16 protein-coding genes are annotated in these 16,312 nt (G+C 62.6%); 6 read left to right on the top strand and 10 right to left on the bottom strand.

Annotation, left to right across the window (positions count from 1 at the left end; genetic code table 11):
- The first annotated feature begins 124 nt into the window (after positions 1 to 124).
- Positions 125 to 1,882: a methyl-accepting chemotaxis protein gene (locus tag ACVTFQ_RS15845; RefSeq protein WP_047508561.1), complete on the top strand. Its 1,758-nt coding sequence runs from the start codon at positions 125 to 127 to the stop codon at positions 1,880 to 1,882.
- Between the two features lie 457 nt (positions 1,883 to 2,339).
- Positions 2,340 to 3,062 (top strand): hypothetical protein, encoded by a 723-nt coding sequence (locus ACVTFQ_RS15840; protein ID WP_111564849.1) that lies wholly within the window; start codon positions 2,340 to 2,342, stop codon positions 3,060 to 3,062.
- Between the two features lie 205 nt (positions 3,063 to 3,267).
- Here ACVTFQ_RS15840 and ACVTFQ_RS15835 read toward each other — a convergent pair whose 3' ends face one another.
- Positions 3,268 to 4,044: a DUF3108 domain-containing protein gene (locus ACVTFQ_RS15835; protein WP_111564850.1), complete on the bottom strand. Its 777-nt coding sequence runs from the start codon at positions 4,042 to 4,044 to the stop codon at positions 3,268 to 3,270.
- A 259-nt stretch (positions 4,045 to 4,303) separates the two neighbouring features.
- On the opposite strand from ACVTFQ_RS15835, the gene rpmB reads away from it, so the two are divergent.
- Both rpmB and ACVTFQ_RS15825 read left to right on the top strand, forming a co-directional pair.
- A complete protein-coding gene (gene rpmB / locus ACVTFQ_RS15830) occupies positions 4,304 to 4,603 on the top strand; it encodes a 50S ribosomal protein L28 (RefSeq protein ID WP_026283561.1) in 300 nt (99 codons plus the stop codon).
- A gap of 115 nt (positions 4,604 to 4,718) precedes the next feature.
- Positions 4,719 to 5,357 (top strand): queuosine precursor transporter, encoded by a 639-nt coding sequence (locus ACVTFQ_RS15825; RefSeq protein ID WP_111564851.1) that lies wholly within the window; start codon positions 4,719 to 4,721, stop codon positions 5,355 to 5,357.
- Between the two features lie 30 nt (positions 5,358 to 5,387).
- Here the strand turns inward: ACVTFQ_RS15825 and ACVTFQ_RS15820 are convergent, their stop codons facing one another.
- On the bottom strand, positions 5,388 to 6,320 hold the full coding sequence (locus tag ACVTFQ_RS15820; protein ID WP_111564852.1) for an AraC family transcriptional regulator: 933 nt from the start codon (positions 6,318 to 6,320) through the stop codon (positions 5,388 to 5,390).
- Positions 6,321 to 6,461: 141 nt separating this feature from the next.
- Here ACVTFQ_RS15820 and ACVTFQ_RS15815 point away from each other — a divergent pair, with 141 nt between their 5' ends.
- Positions 6,462 to 7,352 (top strand): SDR family oxidoreductase, encoded by an 891-nt coding sequence (locus ACVTFQ_RS15815; RefSeq protein ID WP_111564853.1) that lies wholly within the window; start codon positions 6,462 to 6,464, stop codon positions 7,350 to 7,352.
- A 9-nt stretch (positions 7,353 to 7,361) separates the two neighbouring features.
- Here ACVTFQ_RS15815 and ACVTFQ_RS15810 read toward each other — a convergent pair whose 3' ends face one another.
- The 4 genes from ACVTFQ_RS15810 to ACVTFQ_RS15795 all read right to left on the bottom strand — a co-directional run bounded on the left by ACVTFQ_RS15810 (position 7,362) and on the right by ACVTFQ_RS15795 (position 12,253).
- Positions 7,362 to 8,369: an esterase-like activity of phytase family protein gene (locus ACVTFQ_RS15810; RefSeq protein ID WP_111564854.1), complete on the bottom strand. Its 1,008-nt coding sequence runs from the start codon at positions 8,367 to 8,369 to the stop codon at positions 7,362 to 7,364.
- A gap of 54 nt (positions 8,370 to 8,423) precedes the next feature.
- Positions 8,424 to 10,325, bottom strand: a complete 1,902-nt coding sequence (cobT, locus tag ACVTFQ_RS15805) for a cobaltochelatase subunit CobT (protein ID WP_111564855.1) — start codon at positions 10,323 to 10,325, stop codon at positions 8,424 to 8,426.
- A 12-nt stretch (positions 10,326 to 10,337) separates the two neighbouring features.
- Positions 10,338 to 11,330, bottom strand: coding sequence for a cobaltochelatase subunit CobS (gene cobS, locus ACVTFQ_RS15800; RefSeq protein WP_018901558.1), 993 nt, complete (start codon positions 11,328 to 11,330; stop codon positions 10,338 to 10,340).
- 308 nt (positions 11,331 to 11,638) lie between these two features.
- Complete coding sequence (locus ACVTFQ_RS15795) at positions 11,639 to 12,253, bottom strand: J domain-containing protein (protein WP_018901559.1); 615 nt, start codon at positions 12,251 to 12,253, stop codon at positions 11,639 to 11,641.
- Positions 12,254 to 12,358: 105 nt separating this feature from the next.
- On the opposite strand from ACVTFQ_RS15795, the gene ACVTFQ_RS15790 reads away from it, so the two are divergent.
- Positions 12,359 to 12,640 (top strand): BolA family protein, encoded by a 282-nt coding sequence (locus tag ACVTFQ_RS15790; protein ID WP_047508549.1) that lies wholly within the window; start codon positions 12,359 to 12,361, stop codon positions 12,638 to 12,640.
- Positions 12,641 to 12,698: 58 nt separating this feature from the next.
- On the opposite strand, the gene ACVTFQ_RS15785 is transcribed toward ACVTFQ_RS15790, so the two are convergent.
- The 4 genes from ACVTFQ_RS15785 to ACVTFQ_RS15770 form a co-directional block, all read right to left on the bottom strand.
- Positions 12,699 to 13,172: a DUF2938 domain-containing protein gene (locus ACVTFQ_RS15785; RefSeq protein WP_111564856.1), complete on the bottom strand. Its 474-nt coding sequence runs from the start codon at positions 13,170 to 13,172 to the stop codon at positions 12,699 to 12,701.
- Between the two features lie 74 nt (positions 13,173 to 13,246).
- Entirely contained in the window at positions 13,247 to 14,557 is a 1,311-nt protein-coding gene (locus ACVTFQ_RS15780; protein WP_018901562.1) for an HlyC/CorC family transporter, read from the bottom strand.
- Complete coding sequence (gene aroB, locus ACVTFQ_RS15775; protein ID WP_111564857.1) at positions 14,554 to 15,684, bottom strand: 3-dehydroquinate synthase; 1,131 nt, start codon at positions 15,682 to 15,684, stop codon at positions 14,554 to 14,556. The genes ACVTFQ_RS15780 and aroB overlap by 4 nt, the downstream gene beginning before the upstream one ends.
- Positions 15,684 to 16,271, bottom strand: coding sequence for a shikimate kinase (locus ACVTFQ_RS15770; protein ID WP_018901564.1), 588 nt, complete (start codon positions 16,269 to 16,271; stop codon positions 15,684 to 15,686). The genes aroB and ACVTFQ_RS15770 overlap by 1 nt, the downstream gene beginning before the upstream one ends.
- Positions 16,272 to 16,312 lie beyond the last annotated feature (41 nt).

The following is a 16,312-nucleotide window of genomic DNA, read 5'->3' as shown; positions in this document are numbered from 1 at the left end:
GATCTGAGATAGTTGTTATTTGCTGTCAGGATTTGCCCCATAGATCTTCGAAGGAACGCGTTCCCGATGCCTCTCCTAACAACGCGCAACGCCAATGGCTGGCGTCGCAGGCAAGGGGATGGGAATGTTCGGTCTGGCATCTGATGCGGGATATATCCTCGGTGCGATTTCAAAATCGCAAGCAATCATCGAGTTCGATCTGAAAGGCAATGTGCTGAAGGCGAACGAGAATTTCTGCAATGCTCTCGGCTACAGCCTTTCCGACATCGTCGGCAAGCACCACGCCATGTTCTGCGAGCCGGCGCTGGCGGCATCGCAGGAGTATCGCGATTTTTGGGCCCGGCTTGGCCGGGGCGAATATGATGCGGGCGCCTACAAGCGGCTGGCGAAGGGCGGGCGGGAGATCTGGATCCAGGCTTCCTACAACCCGGTTTTCAAGCACGGCAAGCCGTTCAAGGTGGTGAAGCTCGCGTCCGACATTACGGATGCCAAGAACAAGGCGGTCGAGGACGCCGGCAAGCTGGACGCGATCTCGCGTTCGCAGGCGGTCATCGAGTTCAAGCCGACAGGCGAGATCATCACGGCCAACGAAAACTTCTGCAACGGTCTCGGCTATTCGCTGAATGAGATCGTCGGCAAGCATCACAGCATGTTCTGCGAACCATCCTACGCGCGCACCGAGGAATACGCCAACTTCTGGCGCCGGCTGGCGGCGGGCGAGTTTATCGCCAACGAGTTCGTTCGCTATGGCAAGGGCGGCAAGGAGATCTGGATCCAGGCGGCCTATAATCCGATCACCGATGCCAATGGCCGGGTCTACAAGGTGGTGAAGTTCGCCACCGACGTGACGCAGCGCATGAGCGCCATCAGCCTGCTTGGGCAGGCGCTGCGCGGGCTTTCCGAGGGCGACCTGACGAAGACGGTGGAGACAGCCTTCGTGCCCTCGATGGAGCAGCTGCGGCATGATTTCAACGCGACGATCGCCCGGCTCTCCGAGACGATGAAGACCGTCGGCGAAAACGCGCATGCGATCGCGGCCGGCTCGCGGGAGATCGGCTCGACGGCCGATTCCTTCTCGAAGCGCACGGAACAGCAGGCGGCCTCCGTCGAGGAGACGGCGGCGGCGCTGGAGGAGATCACCACCACGGTCAACGATTCCAGCCATCGTGCCGACGAGGCCGGCAAGCTGGTATCGCAAACCAAGAAGGGGGCCGAGCAATCCGGCCAGGTCGTTCGCAGCGCCGTGGCGGCGATGGACCAGATCGAGCAATCGTCTCGTGAGATCACCAATATCATCGGCGTGATCGACGACATCGCGTTCCAGACCAATCTTCTCGCGCTGAACGCCGGTGTCGAGGCGGCGCGCGCGGGCGAGGCGGGCAAGGGCTTCGCGGTCGTGGCGCAGGAGGTGCGCGAACTGGCGCAGCGCTCCGCAAGTGCTGCCAAGGAGATCAAGTCTCTGATCACCAAGTCCAGCGAGTTGGTGCGCAACGGGGTCGATCTGGTCGGGCAGACCGGCAAGGCGCTGGAGACCATCGTCAGCCAGGTCAACGACATCAATGTCAATGTCGTGGCGATCGTCGAGGGCTCGAAGGAGCAGGCGACGGGGCTGAAGGAGATCAATCAGGCGGTCAACCAGCTCGACCAATCCACGCAGCAGAACGCAGCCATGGTCGAGGAGAGCACGGCGGCAAGCCACAAGCTGGCGGCCGAGGCCGAGACGCTGCGCGGGCTGATCGCGCAGTTCAAGCTCAGCGAGGCCTATGCCATCAGGCCACCGTCCAGGGCGGCGCAGAGCTCGCCGGCTCTGCATCTGGTTTCGCGCGTCGCCAGGGCGCACGGCATGGCGGCCCCGGTGGCGGACAGCTGGGAAGAATTCTGATCGTCATATCAGAATGATCGAGACGGCCGGCATCGCTTAAATGCGGTGCCGGCCGTTTCATTTTGGCGCGCGAGGTAAACGATGGAATGCGTATCATTGATTGCATAAATCGGCGCTTATATTCCAGGACGGGTACACATCGCACGCCCCTGTTTCGCCTCATTCCACCTGGCCGTCTCATCCTGCTGCAATCCGTCCCATTTGTGGCTTCATATGTCTGTGGTTGTGCCAGTATTCTCCATTAGCTGTTCATAATATGTTATCCGTCTTGCGAGGCTTACAAAACCTATACGCGAAACACATTGAAATGTTAGAATTTACGCATATGCTTGTTTTCATGTAGAGGCGGGCTGGCTTCCACTCTCGGTTACAGACCGCCGCTTCGGGAATGCGCGCTTCCCTTCATTGGTTTCGACTGCCTGGGCATTGGGTCCGGCAGCATCTCGTGGAGGTTGGAATGAACTATAGTGCATCGAAATATGCTGTCCTGGCAGTAAGTTGCGCCGCTTTGCTGGCTCCGCTGCCCGCGAGCGCCTTTGACGTCGGCGGCAGCAATGGTCTCAGCATCGGGACCAGCAATGGGCTGAGCGTATCGCTCGGCGGCGCCAATGGCGTCAATGCGAATGTCGGCGGAAACGGCAATGTTGCAACCGCATCGGTCGGCGGCGCCAGCGGCGTCAATGCAAACGTCGGTAGCAACTCGAGTGGTGGCCTCGGTGTCTCGGCGTCGGTCGGCGGCTCCAGCGGTGTCGGCACGAACACCTCTATAGGTGGTGGCAGTGGTGGCGGCCTCGGCGTCAGCAACACCGCAAGCGTCGGCGGATCGCGCGGGCTCAACACGGGCGTAAACGCCAATGTCGGCGGCTCCAGCCTGCTGGGGGCGAAGGCCAAGGTGGCGCTCGGCACCAACACGCTGCTGAACCTCAATCTCGGCCTGCCGGGTACCGATGATCCGCAGAACCCGAACAACCCGACCAATGGTACCAACGGCACCAACGGAACCAACGGGCGAAACAGCACCAACAACATGAATAGCAGGCAGCTTCAGGCCTTCAACGACATGTCATCAGGTGATCGGGCGAAGATGAAGGTGCGCTGCAAGGATATCCTCGCCGGTGGCGGTGGCGGCTTCGACGGCAGCCTCGTCAAGCTCTGCAAGATGGTCATCGCGATGCGCTAATCGGGCCTCGCCCGGCGATCCGGTTGCGAGATGTCTCCCAAGCAGCGAGTATCGCGCCGCCTCATCACCAACAGGCAGGCGTGCGCGATACGCCTGCTGGGCTTTTGAAGCCCGGGATCGTTAGGATCAGCGTTAGAAACAGAGGTGCGGCATGATTGCCGCACTTTTCATTTGTAGGCCGTTGACGTAGCCCGTAGTCGTTCCGTCAGCTTGCGCTGTATTTCACGGCCGTGATGGTCACCGGTCCGTACTGGGTCGGGATGCGAACGAAGACAGGCGCTATGACGTTGGCCGCATCGGCCTTGGCAAACCAGATTTCCATGCGGCTGCTCTTGCTCAGATACTCGATGTCGCTGCGGCCCTTCTTGTAGCCCGAGCGCGGCACGAAGCGCACGTTGCAGACGGTGGCCTTGCCGGTGAAGCCCTGGGTGGAGAAATCCTTCGATCCGCTCGGCGACAGAACGAGATCCATGCGCATCTCGCCGTCATAGATCGGCAGTTTCTGCGCGCAGACATTGGTGTTGGCTGGGAAGATCAGGCCGGAAATGGGGTCGAGCACGGCGCGCATGTCGCTTGCGGGCACGTCGACCCAATTCTGCGGCGGCTTGCGCGGGGGCTTCACGGTGGTCGAGGTGATGTTGCCGTTGGAGTAGCGGACATCATAGGTGCGGGCGCGCTTGCCGCTCTTGTAATAGAGCAGATAATGGTCTGCCTGCATGCGGTTGCCGCGCAGCCGGCCGTCGACGCTGGTCTTGGCCGATATGGTGGTGACGAGATCGGCGAGGCCGGCGGAGCTGATGTCGCCGGAGACGCGGTAGGTCTTGTCGTCCTCGATGCGGGTCATGAAGGCGGCGCGCGCGATGGTGATGATGCCGAGCGCGACCTTGTATTCCGTATGATGCACGACTTCGGCCGCGCCTGCCGGAATGGCCATCAGGCCCGCCAAGGCGGAAATGAAAATGCGTTTGCCCCAATGAGCCATGAATTGAACCTTGTTCGGTAAGCTGGTCAGGTCGCGAGATACGGTCTATACGCCTGTCGTGGCCTTTAGAGAACAAAAGCTTTTTGACGGAATTGCGAGGCTTTTGGACTGAATCGCCGGAAAGGCCAAGGTTTGGCTTGACGTGCACGGTCTGTCTGATTATAGAACCGCAACTTTCCAATCATGGCCTGATGGATTGCAAGCTCGACTTTGCGCGGGTCGGCAATCGATGGCCGAGAAAAACAAGAATAGGTGTCCCATGTCCCGCATGTGCGAATTGACCGGCAAGGCAGTCCTCGTTGGCAACAATGTCAGCCATGCCAACAACAAGACCAAGCGCCGGTTCCTCCCGAACCTGTGCCAGGTTACGCTGATCTCCGACGCGCTCGGCCAGCGTTACCGTCTTCGCGTTTCGGCTGCTGCTCTGCGTACCGTCGAGCATCGCGGTGGTCTCGATGCTTTCCTCATCAAGGCAAGCGAAAACGAACTGTCGATGCGCGCCCGTCTGCTGCGCCGCCAGATCGTCAAGAAGACCGCTGAAACGGCTGTTGCTGCCTAAGCAATAACCGACATTTAGCTATACGGCTTCAAAAGGCTTGCACGGATAATCCCGTTCAAGCCTTTTGCTTTGCCGGACTGTTCCTCCAACTGGTGGCATACCCCAGGATAAAAAAATGCTTCAGACGCGCTATACCCTTATCTACGTCGCCTTGATGACGCTTGTCGTCGTCTCGTCGAACTTCCTCGTGCAGTTCCCGCTGAACGTCACGTTCGCAGGCGTCAATCTCGCCGATCTTCTCACCTGGGGTGCTTTCACCTATCCGGTCGCCTTCCTGATCACCGATCTCACCAACCGTCAGTTCGGGCCGCAGGCGGCGCGCAAGGTGGTGTTTGCCGGCTTCCTCGTGGGCGTGGCGCTCTCCTTCTTCACATCGGTGCCGCGCATCGCGATCGCTTCCGGTACGGCCTATCTCGCCGGCCAGTTGCTCGATATCGCGCTGTTCAACCGGCTGCGCCGGCAGGCCTGGTGGCGGGCGCCGCTGGTCGGCTCGGTGCTGGGCTCGATGCTCGATACGGTGATCTTCTTCTCGCTGTCATTCGCGGCCTTCTTCGTCTTCCTTGGTCCGAACGAGCCGTTCGCGCTTGAGGCGTCGCCCGTTCTCGGCGTTTTCACCGCCGAGGCGCCGCGCTGGATTTCCTGGGCGATCGGCGATTTCTGGGTGAAGCTCCTGGTCGGTCTCGTGATGCTTCTGCCCTATGGCGCGCTGATGAGCGTGCTCAGGCCGATGCAGGGCGCCCGCGCGGCCAGCTGATCCTCGATAAAATCTAACGGCGGCGCTTCATCATGAAAGCGCCGTCGCCATTTTCGGGCGGTCGCGGACATATTGCCGGGGCGAGCAGCCCATGATCCGCTTGAAGGCCGTGCTGAAGGCCGCCTCGGACTCGTAGCCGAGCGAGGGCGCGATGACCGAGATCGGGTCGCGGGAGTTTTCCAGCCGGTTGCCGGCAAGCAGCATGCGCCATTGCGCCAGATACTCCATCGGCGAGGTGCCGACCGTTTCCCTGAATTTCTGCGCGAAAGTGGAGCGCGACATGCCGGCGCGCGAGGCAAGCGCCTGCAGCGTCCAGCGTTCGGCAGGGCTGTCGTGGATCGCCGATATCGCAGCACTCATCTGCCGGTCGGCCAGCGCGAAGAGCCAGCCGACGCCGGTGTTGGAGCGATCCGCCAGATGCAGCCGCAGCGCTTGCACGAGGATCATGTGCGCGAGGTGCTCGACGATCAGGAAGCCGCCCGGCTGCGGTGCGCGCAGCTCCTGCATCATCTGCTCGACGGCAAAGCGCAAGGCCGCCTGGCTCTGCTCGTCGCGCAGCAGGACGATGGGCGGCAGCATTCTCAGCAGGATATCGGCGTGACTGCCGGCAAGGCCGAAGCGGCAGCTGACGATCGAGAAATCGCGGCCGTCGTTCAAGGAGACGATGCCATCCTTGCGTGGGCCGAGGAAGATGGCTGCCGCCGGGAGCGGTTCGAGCGCGAGATCGGTGGCGAGCCTGAACGGCCGGCCGCGCGGGAGCAGAAAGCTGTCGCCGGGGCGCAGATGTACCGGATCCTCAATACCCTCGACGCTCAGCCAGCAGGTGCCAGAGACGATGGCGCCGCACTTGATGCCGCCTTGCTGGTCCGGAAACTGGATCGCCCAATCGCCGCCCGCCTCCATGCCGGCGGAGAGATAGTTCTGCGGCTTCAGCAGCGAGAGGACGTTTGACAGGGGATCCATTGAAAACTCCGGACGATCGCGAAGATATTCCGGACAATATAACATGGACCGTATCGCCTCAAGGTCCTAGCTTCTCCTCGACACGCCCGCACTCGACACGCTCGCATCGGCGGGCGCGTTGCAGCAAGCAAGGAGATGACCATGCGCGTTTTCGTTACCGGTGCCACCGGCTTTGTCGGCTCGGCCGTCGTTCAGGATCTCATTCAGGCCGGCCATCAGGTGCTCGGTCTCGCCCGCTCGGATGCTTCGGCTGCCTCGCTGGAGGCTACGGGGGCCAAGGCTCATCGCGGCGATCTTGAGGATCTCGACAGCCTGCGCCGGGGGGCTGATGCCTGCGACGGCGTGATCCATACGGGCTTCATCCACGACTTCTCCAAGTTCAAGGAGAATTGCGAGATCGACGGGCGCGCCATTGAGGCGATGGGCAAGGTGCTCTCGGGCTCCGGGCGGCATATGGTCGTGACCTCGGGCACGGGTCTGCTGGCGCCGGGCGCGGTCGCCACGGAAGAAATGGCTGCACCCTCGTCGTCGGCCATTCCGCGCGTCTCGGAGAAGGCCGCGCTGTCAATGGTGCCGGATGGCCTCAGCGCCTCGGTGGTCCGTCTTCCGCCCTCTGTGCATGGCGATGGCGACCATGGCTTCGTGCCTATCGTCATCGGCCTCGCGCGCGAGAAAGGCGCCTCGGCCCATATCGGCGAGGGCATGAACCATTGGCCGGCGGTGCATCGTCTCGATACCGGCAGCCTGTACCGTCTCGCTCTGGAGAAGGCGCAGGCGGGCGCGCGTTACCATGGCGTGGCGGAGGAGGGGATCCCGTTTCGCGAGATCGCCGGCGTCATCGGCAAGAGGCTTGGTCTGCCTGTCGTCTCAAAGTCGACTGAAGAGGCTGCGGAGCATTTCGGCTGGTTCACGCATTTCGCGTCAATCAACAACCGGGCGTCCAGCGCCTGGACGCGGGAAACGCTCGGCTGGGAGCCCAAGCATCAGGGGCTGATCGCCGATCTCGACCGACATGCTTACTTCGAGGGCTGACGCGCTCTCTTAATGCGAGGCGGCGGTGTCGGCCGATGGGCCGGGCCGCCGCTCGTCCAGCTTGAACTCCAGCATCAGGTTGCGCTGGAGGATCGAGTGGTTGTCGTCGGAGACGAGAATGACATGGGTGCTGCCGTCGGCGGCGGTGAAGGTGTCGAGACCTTCCATGTTGTCGATCTGGTAGCCGAAATCGCCCTGGATCAGGATCTCGCCATCCATGACGCTGCCGGGCTTGATATCGGCCGACTTGATGCGGCGGATGCGCATGCCGATGCCCTCAGCCAGATTGAAGCGGCGCTCCAGCAGCAGGAGATCGCCATTCGGCAGGAAGGCGCCGTCGGTTGCGTCGAAGTCGCCGTAATGGGCAAGCGCCAGCTTACCTTTCAGAGGTCCGTCCAGGATCGCGGCATAGGCGTTGCCATCATCGTCAAGGCTGCGCTCGGCGACGATCAGCGTGCCGCCTTTGAGCGGGCTTGACGCGGGCGAGACGGCGATCGTCTCGAAGCCGCGGTTGGCGCGCAGTTGCTTCTTCTCGAAAGGGATGGGGAGCGTGTCGAGCGCGCGCGAGGTCTCGAAACCGGGGTCGGGATAGAGATCGACGCGGTGAAACTGCTCATATGAGACCAGAACCTTGCCGTCCTTCAGCGCGACACCCTCGGCGTCCATCAATGCCTTGCCCTCGAGGATCTTGCCGACGCGGTCGCGCATCGGCGTGATCTCGACATCGGCAAGCCCGCTCAGGCTGCCGTCCGCGCCGCGCTCGATGCGGCCGGTCATCCAGTGGCCGGTATCGAGTACACCGAGGAAATGCTTCTGGTCATCGCGGAAACGGATGGAGGACAGCGAGCCGAAAAGACGGTTGGGGGAGACCATTTCCAGGCCGCCGACGAATTCGAAAGGCCCGAAGCGCTTCTCGTCTGAGCCGATCTTGAAGTTCGAGATGATGCTGCTTTTCACTTCCGCCGCCGGCGTTTCGGCCAAGGCGGGCGTGCCGGCCGCAAGTGAGGCGGCCAGCATGAGGGCTCCAGCGAAACGGGTTCGGAACGCCGGAGCCAGTTGCTTCATGGGCGATCAGCCGGCGCGGCGGGCGCGTCCGCCGCGCGGTTGCGCCGCCTGGTCCTCGAAGAGCGAGGCCAGCTGTTCGGTCATGGCGCCTGCCAACTCGTCGGCATCGACGATGGTCACGGCGCGGCGATAGTAGCGCGTGACGTCGTGGCCGATGCCGATGGCGAGGAGCTCGACCGGAGAGCGGGTCTCGATGCGCTCGATCACCGCGCGCAGGTGGCGCTCCAGATAGTTGCCTGGATTGACCGAGAGCGTGGAGTCGTCGACCGGCGCGCCGTCGGAGATCATCATCAGGATCTTGCGCTGCTCGCGCCGCGCGATCAGGCGGTTATGCGCCCACATCAGCGCCTCGCCGTCGATGTTTTCCTTGAGCAGGCCTTCGCGCATCATCAGGCCGAGATTGGTGCGCGAGCGGCGCCATGGGGCGTCGGCGGACTTGTAGATGATGTGGCGGAGGTCGTTGAGGCGGCCCGGCGTCTGCGGCTTGCCGTTGGCGAGCCACTGTTCACGCGCCTGTCCGCCCTTCCACGCCTTGGTGGTGAAGCCGAGGATCTCGACCTTGACGCCGCAGCGCTCGAGCGTGCGGGCAAGAATGTCGGCGCAGGTGGCGGCAACCGTGATCGGGCGGCCGCGCATGGAGCCGGAATTGTCGATCAGAAGCGTCACGACCGTATCGCGGAACTGCGTGTCGCGCTCCTTCTTGAAGGAGAGCGCCTGGGTGGGGTCGATGATCAGGCGCGTCAGGCGGGCCGGATCGAGATAGCCCTCTTCGAGGTCGAAATCCCAGGAGCGGTTCTGCTGCGCCATCAGGCGGCGCTGCAGGCGGTTGGCGAGGCGACCGACGGCGCCCTGGAGATGGGCGAGCTGCTTGTCGAGGAAGGCGCGCAGGCGCTCCAGCTCGGCGGCGTCACACAGTTCCTCGGCGGTGATGGTCTCGTCGAACTCCTCGGTGAAGACGTGGTAGTCGACCTTCTCGTTGAAGTCGTCGAAGGGCGTGTTGGGACGGCGGGTTTCGCCCGGCGTCTCCGAGTCGTCCTCGCCCTCTTCCTGCATGTCGTCGTCGGAGATCTCGGCGCCTTCGGTCTCGCCGTCCTCCATCTGCTCGTCGGCGACTTCGCTGTCCTCGACGGGGGCCGCATCCGAGCCGGCATCGTCCTCGACATCGTCGTCGTTCTGGTCTTCGCCGCTCGGCTTGTCTTCCTCGTCCTGCTGGTCGTCAGAGTCAGGATCGCTGTCGTCGTCGCCATACTCCTCGGCCATTTCCATGGCCGTGAGCATGTTGCGGATGACCTTGGAGAAGGCCTGCTGGTCGTTGATGACGCCCGTCAGGTTCTCGAGATCCTTGCCGGCCTTGTCCTCGATGAAGGAGCGCCAGAGATCGAGCACCTTGCCGGCCGATTCCGGCGGCTTTTCGCCTGTCAGCTTTTCGCGCACCATCATGGCGACGGCTTCGCCGACGGGCGCGTCTTCCTGGCGTTCGATGCCGGAGAAATTGGCCTTGGCGTATTTCTCCGTGGTCATCGAGCGCAGATTGCTGGCCACGCCTTCCATGCGCAGTGCACCGATCGATTCCACGCGCGCCTGCTCTACGGCATCGAAGATGGCGCGGGCGTCGGAGCCTTGCGGCGCCATCGTCGCGTGCACCTTCTCGTCATGGCAGGCGAGACGCAGCGCCATCGAATCGCCGAGCCCGCGGGTGACCGCAAGCTCGTGCATCGTCGGGCGCTTGGACAGTTCCGGCAGGCGGATGCGCTCGGCGGTCATGCCCGGCCGCTCGTTGGCGAAGGTCACCTCGACCTCGCCGTCGCCGGCGATCGCGCGCACGCTGCCGGTTATCGCCCGGCGCACCGGCTCCACGTCGACGGGCGCACCGGGCTTTGCTTTCGAATTGTCACCACGCGCTGCCATGATCCGTTAGCCTCAGGCCTCCAAGACGATGTTGGCGGCGCTTTCCTTCAGCTCGACACCGAAGGCGCGCTGATAGTGCTCGGCAACCAGCGGACGCTCCAGTTCGTCGCACTTGTTGAGGAAGGTGACGCGGAAGGCGAAGGCGAGATCGCCGAAGATCTCTGCATTCTCGGCCCAGGTGATGACGGTACGCGGGCTCATGACGGTCGAGAGATCGCCGTTCATGAAGGAGGCGCGGGTCAGATCGGCGACGCGGACCATCTTGGAGACGGTATCGCGGCCGTTCTTGTCCTTGCCGAAGCTCTTCACCTTGGCGGCCACGATGTTCACTTCGTGCTCGTGCGGCAGGTAGTTCAGCGTCGAGATGATCGACCAGCGGTCCATCTGCGCCTGGTTGATCTGCTGGGTGCCGTGATAGAGGCCGGTGGTGTCGCCGAGGCCGATGGTGTTGGCGGTGGCGAACAGGCGGAAGGCCGGGTGCGGGCGGATGACGCGGCTCTGGTCGAGCAGCGTCAGGCGGCCGGAAGATTCCAGAACGCGCTGGATGACGAACATGACGTCGGGGCGGCCGGCGTCGTATTCGTCGAAGACGAGCGCGACATTGTGCTGGTAGGCCCAGGGCAGGATGCCGTCCTTGAATTCGGTGACCTGCAGGCCGTCCTTGACGACGATTGCGTCCTTGCCGACGAGATCGATACGGCTGACGTGGCTGTCGAGGTTGATACGCACGCAAGGCCAGTTGAGGCGGGCGGCGACCTGCTCGATATGCGAGGACTTGCCGGTGCCGTGATAGCCGGAGATCATCACGCGTCGGTTATGAGCGAAGCCGGCAATGATGGCGAGCGTGGTTTCGCGATCGAAGAGATAGTCGGGATCGAGATCCGGAACATAGGCGCTGCCCTGGCTGTAGGCCGGAACGCGGATGTCGGAATCGATGCCGAAGACCTCCCTGACCGAAACGGTGGTGTCCGGAAGTTCCGAGATATCAAGGTCAATCTTGCTCATCATGTCTCCAAGGCGGGTGGCCGACACCCTGCCATACTGTCTCAGCTCGTTTCGCGATCATGGCGTTGTGGTATCCCACGCGCTCATGTCTGAACGTCGGCGATGCTTCTCCGGGACTGAAACGAAACCTCGGGGACGATCAAATCACCGCCTGCGAGCATTCTTGACGATAGTCCCGGACAAGAAACGCCGCGTCCGGAAGTGGCCGAGGCGCCTGTGAGACAAACGCGGAAAAAGGTGCCGCGGTTGCCTGCGGCCTCAGCCGATTTGGACCATACCCGATTGAAGACCAAGAGCAAGGACGGGAATTAACAAAAACCGTTCTGCTTCAATAATTGATAGGCCTGGATCACGGCGCGGAAGCGCTCTTCGGAACCGCGGTCGCCGCCGTTTGCGTCGGGATGGTGCTTCTTCACCAGTTCCTTGTAGCGGCTCTTGATCTCCGACGACGTGGCGTTGGCGGCCAGGTTCATCGTGTCGAAGGCCTTGGCTTCAAGGCTCTTCAGCTTTCGCTGCTCGGGAAAGCGCGGGCCGCTGCTCTTGTTTTCCTTGACGAAGCCGAAGGGATCGCGAACCCGTGTATAGGCGCCGGAGCGGATATCCGACTGGATCGGGCTATCCTTGGCCGACTTGTTGACGCCAACGGTCCAGGTCGGGCGGTGGCCCGTGATCGCTTCCTTCTGGTAGCGCGCGATTTCGCCGTCCGAGAGGCCGGAGAAATAGTTGTAGCCCTTGTTGTACTCTTTGACGTGCTCGAAGCAGAAGAGAAAGAACTGCCCCTCGGCATTGCGTCCGACGGGAGCGCGATGCACGCCTTTCTTGTCGCAGCCGTCCCACTGACAGGACGGGGGAGCCTGTTCGGGTTCCTGCTCGCGTTTGCGGCGGGTGCGGATGCGATCGAAATATTTGGAATCAAGTCTCATGACGGCGCTAATTATGGGGCTCAGAATGGGTGAGGACAAGAATTGACAAACGGGAATGTTGCTGGCTTGGTGGGAACCTTTTTCTCAAGGCAGCAAGATCGGCTCATGACAGTTCAATCCTCCATCGAAGAGAAGCTCACCGCGGCGTTCGCGCCGGAGCGGCTTGATGTCATCAACGAAAGCCACCTGCATGCCGGCCATCACCCTGACGTTACAGGGGAAGGCGAGACCCATATGCGGGTCAGAATCGTTTCCGCGTCGTTTGCCGGCATGACACGGCTGGCGCGTCACCGGGCGATCACGGAGCTTCTGAAACCTGAACTGGATGCGGGGTTGCATGCGCTGGCAGTGGAGCCGGCGGCGCCCGGAGAGCCGGTGCGCTGGTAAGCCGACACCGCGTCATATGGGCGCGGTGCGGCGGTTTCGCAAGGATGGCGGGTCGCCTCTAACGAATCAGAAGGGCCGTCGCATAGAGGCCGAAGCCGAAGACGGTGTGGGCGACGAGGCCGAGGAAGCGGACCTTGTTGGGGTTCGGCGTCTTCGATGCCGCCCAGCCGATGCCGAGGCCCGGCTGCAGCAGGAACCAGCCGCCGGCGATGGTGACGATGCCCCAGATCCAGGCGGGCAGGAAGGTCGGCGCGAGCAGCCAGTAAGGGCCGGTCAGGATCACCAGCATGATGCCGTAGATCGCGCCCACGACGTAGTGGAAGACCCAGCCGAGCGCGACTTCATGCTTATAGGGTTCGGCCTTGCCGATATCGTCGTGGAAGACCGTGCCCTTGGCGAAGAGATGCCAGAGCCAGCGGCCGGGCGGTCCCCAGTTCGGTATTGCGCCCTTGGCAAGCGCGATCGACCAGATGTCCATGAGAATGGTGGCGCCGATGCCGATGGCGATCGAGCGCCAGAGAAGATCAAACATATCAAATCCATAATGATGCTGCTCGCCGGGCTCCTCCCGCAGCGCGCAATGGGTGACAAGGGGATGACGGGAGATCAGGCGGGGTTGTTTTCGTTCTCCTCCGCCGGGCGGATGCGCAGTCTGGTGATGCGGTTCTTGTCGCGTTTCATGACAATGAAGCGCTTGCCGTAGAATGTGAAGGCCTGGCGCTCCTCGGGAATGGTCATGGATTCGTGGATGACGAGGCCGGCGATCGTCGTCGCCTCCTCGTCGGGCAGCTGCCAGTCGAGCGCGCGGTTCAGGTCGCGGATCGGCACGTTGCCATCGACCACTACCGAGCCATCCGCCTCCTGACGCACGCCCTGCATCTCGATGTCGTGCTCGTCGGAGATATCGCCGACGATCTCCTCGAGGATGTCTTCAAGCGTGACGATGCCCTGTACCTCGCCGTATTCGTCGACCACGACAGCGAAATGCTGCTTGCGGCGCAGGAAGGCGTTGAGCTGCGCTTCGAGATTGGTGCTGTCGGGCACGAACCAGGGCTTCTGGGCGATCTTGATGATGTCGAGCTGTTCGGGCTCGGCGTTCCGCTCGGCGAGCGCTCTCAGCAGGTCCTTGGAATGCACGACGCCGATGATGTTGTCGGTCGTGCCGCGCCAGAGCGGCATGCGGGTGAACGGGCTGTCGAGAATGGTGCGGACGACGACTTCGGGCGGATCGTCGGCGTTGATGCAGCGCATGGCCATGCGGTGAACCATGATGTCGGAGAGCTCAAGCTCGCCGAGATCGAGCACGCCGCCGAGCCGGTCGCGGTCGGCCTTCACGACCGATCCCTCGCGGTGCAGGAGATCGACGGCGCCGCGTAGTTCCTCGTGCGCCGACAACATGGACACCTCGCGCGACAGGTTGATGCCGAAGCGGGCGAGGATCCAGCGGACGATGAGGTTTACGAAGGAGGAGACTGGGCCGACGATGAAGACGAAGGCCTTGACGGCCTTGGCGACGGCGAGCGCGAAACGTTCGGGGATCGAGATCGCCCAGCTCTTCGGCAGCACTTCGGCGAAGATGACGAGAATGACCGTCATGGCGAGCGTCGCGAGCGCCACGCCCGAATTGCCGAACAGGCCGAGAAAGACGCTGGTGGCGATCGAGGACGAGAGGATGTTGGCGAGGTTGTTGCCGATCAGGAGCGCGCCGATCAGCCGGTCGCGGCGTTCGATCAGCTCGCGCACGATGCCGGCGCGTTCTTCGCCGTTGGCCTCAAGCGTGTGGATGCGGCTGCGCGATACGGCGGTCAGCGCCGTTTCGGAGCCGGAGAAGAAGGCGGACATGAGGACGAGGGCCACGATGGAAACGATTTCCGGCCAATATGCGGAAAGAAATGCCAGCGTGCCTTCGAGGGTCATTGCGGGTGTTTTTCCTTGAGGAAGCTCAATACTTCGGATGCCGGGACGTCGTTTGCGACGAAGGACTGGCCGATGCCGCGGGTGAGGATGAAGGTGAGCTTGCCACCCTTGACCTTCTTGTCCTGGGCGATCGCGTCCATCAGCACTTCGGCCGGCGGCAGCGTGCCCGGGATCTGCGACATGCGGGTCGGGAGGCCGACTTCTTTCAGATGGTGCTCGACGCGCTTTGCATCGTCAGGGCTTGCGAGGTTCATGCGGGCCGAGAATTCGTGGGCGAGCACCATGCCGATCGCGACGCCTTCGCCATGAACGAGGCGGCTGCTGTCATAGGCGGTCGCGGCTTCCAGCGCGTGGCCGAAGGTGTGGCCGAGATTGAGCAAGGCGCGCTGGCCGTTTTCATGCTCGTCGGCGACGACCACGTCCGATTTCGCCTGACAGCTTGCGGCAATCGCCTCGATGCGGGCGGCGCCGCCGGAGAAGACGGACTGCCAGTTTTTTTCCAGCCAGGCGAAGAAATCGGGCTTGTCGATCAGGCCATATTTGGCGACTTCGGCGTACCCGGCGCGGAATTCGCGTTCGGAGAGCGTGTTCAGCACATCGGCATCGGCCAGCACGAGGTCCGGCTGGTGGAAGACGCCGATCAGGTTCTTGCCGTGGCGGCTGTTGATGCCGGTCTTGCCGCCGACGGAACTGTCGACCTGCGACAGCAGCGATGTCGGAATCTGCACGAAGCGGACACCACGTCTGATAATGCCGGCCACGAAGCCGGAGAGGTCACCAATGACGCCCCCGCCGAGCGCGATCACGTAATCGTTACGCTCGACGCGGGCTTCCAGAACCTTGTCGCAGGCGGTGATCAGATGCTCGAAGCTCTTGGTCTTTTCGCCGGCCGGCAAGACCAGCGAAGACGAGGCGATGCCCGATGCCGTCAGGCTCTCGACGAGGGCGCTCAGATAAAGCGGCGCGACGTTCTCGTCGGTGATGATAGCGGCCTTGCGGCCCTTGAGGCGGGCGGCGATCTCGGCGCCGGCGCGCGCGATCAGGCCGGGGCCGATCAGAATGTCGTAGGCGCGGTCGCCCAGCGGCACGTGAACCTTGCATTCGGCAGAGGCGGCAATCGCATTCATCAGGCTGCACTTTCGGTTCTGCTGTCGATCACGGCTTTCAGCACTTCGTCGGCCATCACTTCCTTGCGCACATCGCGCGACAAGACGGTGAGGTCTGCCTGCTCGTAGATCGGGTATCTTGCGTTCATCAGGTTTTCGAGCGTCTGCTTCGGATTTTCGGTCTTCAGCAGCGGGCGGGTGTCGCGTTTGTTGACGCGCTCCCAGAGCACATCGAGATCGGCCTTCAGCCAGACCGACAGGCCGCCTCGCTTGATATGCTTGCGGGTGCGGTCGTTGATGAAGGCGCCGCCGCCGGTGGAAACGAGGCGCGGGCCGCCCTTCAGCAGCCGCTTCATCACCCGTCCTTCTAGCGCGCGGAACTCGTCCTCGCCGTAGGCCGCGAAAAGCTCGCTGATCGACATGCGCGACACGCGCTCGATTTCCGCATCGCTATCGATGAAGGGGATGCCCAGCTGGGTGGCGACGATGCGGCCCACCGACGACTTGCCGGCGCCCATCAGACCAACGAGGATCAGATTGCGCGAACCGAGCGCAGCACGAGCTCTGTCCCTCAGGCTATCGGCAACGATCAGAACTGGGTCGTTCATTGGTCCATTCACACTTTGTTTGCGAACGGTATCAACAAATG

This window comes from Rhizobium sp. O111, from assembly GCF_055616315.1.
Note: the sequence above shows the minus strand (reverse complement) of the source record. Positions and strands in the feature narration are given on the sequence as shown.

Excerpts from the sequence above, each read along its gene's own strand:
- cobS (WP_018901558.1), bottom strand. The coding sequence starts at position 11,330 with ATGAGCAAGATTGACCTTGATATCTCGGAACTTCCGGACACCACCGTT.
- ACVTFQ_RS15820 (WP_111564852.1), bottom strand. The coding sequence starts at position 6,320 with ATGGATCCCCTGTCAAACGTCCTCTCGCTGCTGAAGCCGCAGAACTAT.
- cobT (WP_111564855.1), bottom strand. The coding sequence starts at position 10,325 with ATGGCAGCGCGTGGTGACAATTCGAAAGCAAAGCCCGGTGCGCCCGTC.
- ACVTFQ_RS15835 (WP_111564850.1), bottom strand. The coding sequence starts at position 4,044 with ATGGCTCATTGGGGCAAACGCATTTTCATTTCCGCCTTGGCGGGCCTG.
- ACVTFQ_RS15785 (WP_111564856.1), bottom strand. The coding sequence starts at position 13,172 with ATGTTTGATCTTCTCTGGCGCTCGATCGCCATCGGCATCGGCGCCACC.
- aroB (WP_111564857.1), bottom strand. The coding sequence starts at position 15,684 with ATGAATGCGATTGCCGCCTCTGCCGAATGCAAGGTTCACGTGCCGCTG.
- ACVTFQ_RS15815 (WP_111564853.1), top strand. The coding sequence starts at position 6,462 with ATGCGCGTTTTCGTTACCGGTGCCACCGGCTTTGTCGGCTCGGCCGTC.
- ACVTFQ_RS15780 (WP_018901562.1), bottom strand. The coding sequence starts at position 14,557 with ATGACCCTCGAAGGCACGCTGGCATTTCTTTCCGCATATTGGCCGGAA.
- rpmB (WP_026283561.1), top strand. The coding sequence starts at position 4,304 with ATGTCCCGCATGTGCGAATTGACCGGCAAGGCAGTCCTCGTTGGCAAC.
- ACVTFQ_RS15790 (WP_047508549.1), top strand. The coding sequence starts at position 12,359 with ATGACAGTTCAATCCTCCATCGAAGAGAAGCTCACCGCGGCGTTCGCG.
- ACVTFQ_RS15795 (WP_018901559.1), bottom strand. The coding sequence starts at position 12,253 with ATGAGACTTGATTCCAAATATTTCGATCGCATCCGCACCCGCCGCAAA.
- ACVTFQ_RS15845 (WP_047508561.1), top strand. The coding sequence starts at position 125 with ATGTTCGGTCTGGCATCTGATGCGGGATATATCCTCGGTGCGATTTCA.
- ACVTFQ_RS15825 (WP_111564851.1), top strand. The coding sequence starts at position 4,719 with ATGCTTCAGACGCGCTATACCCTTATCTACGTCGCCTTGATGACGCTT.
- ACVTFQ_RS15810 (WP_111564854.1), bottom strand. The coding sequence starts at position 8,369 with ATGCTGGCCGCCTCACTTGCGGCCGGCACGCCCGCCTTGGCCGAAACG.
- ACVTFQ_RS15770 (WP_018901564.1), bottom strand. The coding sequence starts at position 16,271 with ATGAACGACCCAGTTCTGATCGTTGCCGATAGCCTGAGGGACAGAGCT.
- ACVTFQ_RS15840 (WP_111564849.1), top strand. The coding sequence starts at position 2,340 with ATGAACTATAGTGCATCGAAATATGCTGTCCTGGCAGTAAGTTGCGCC.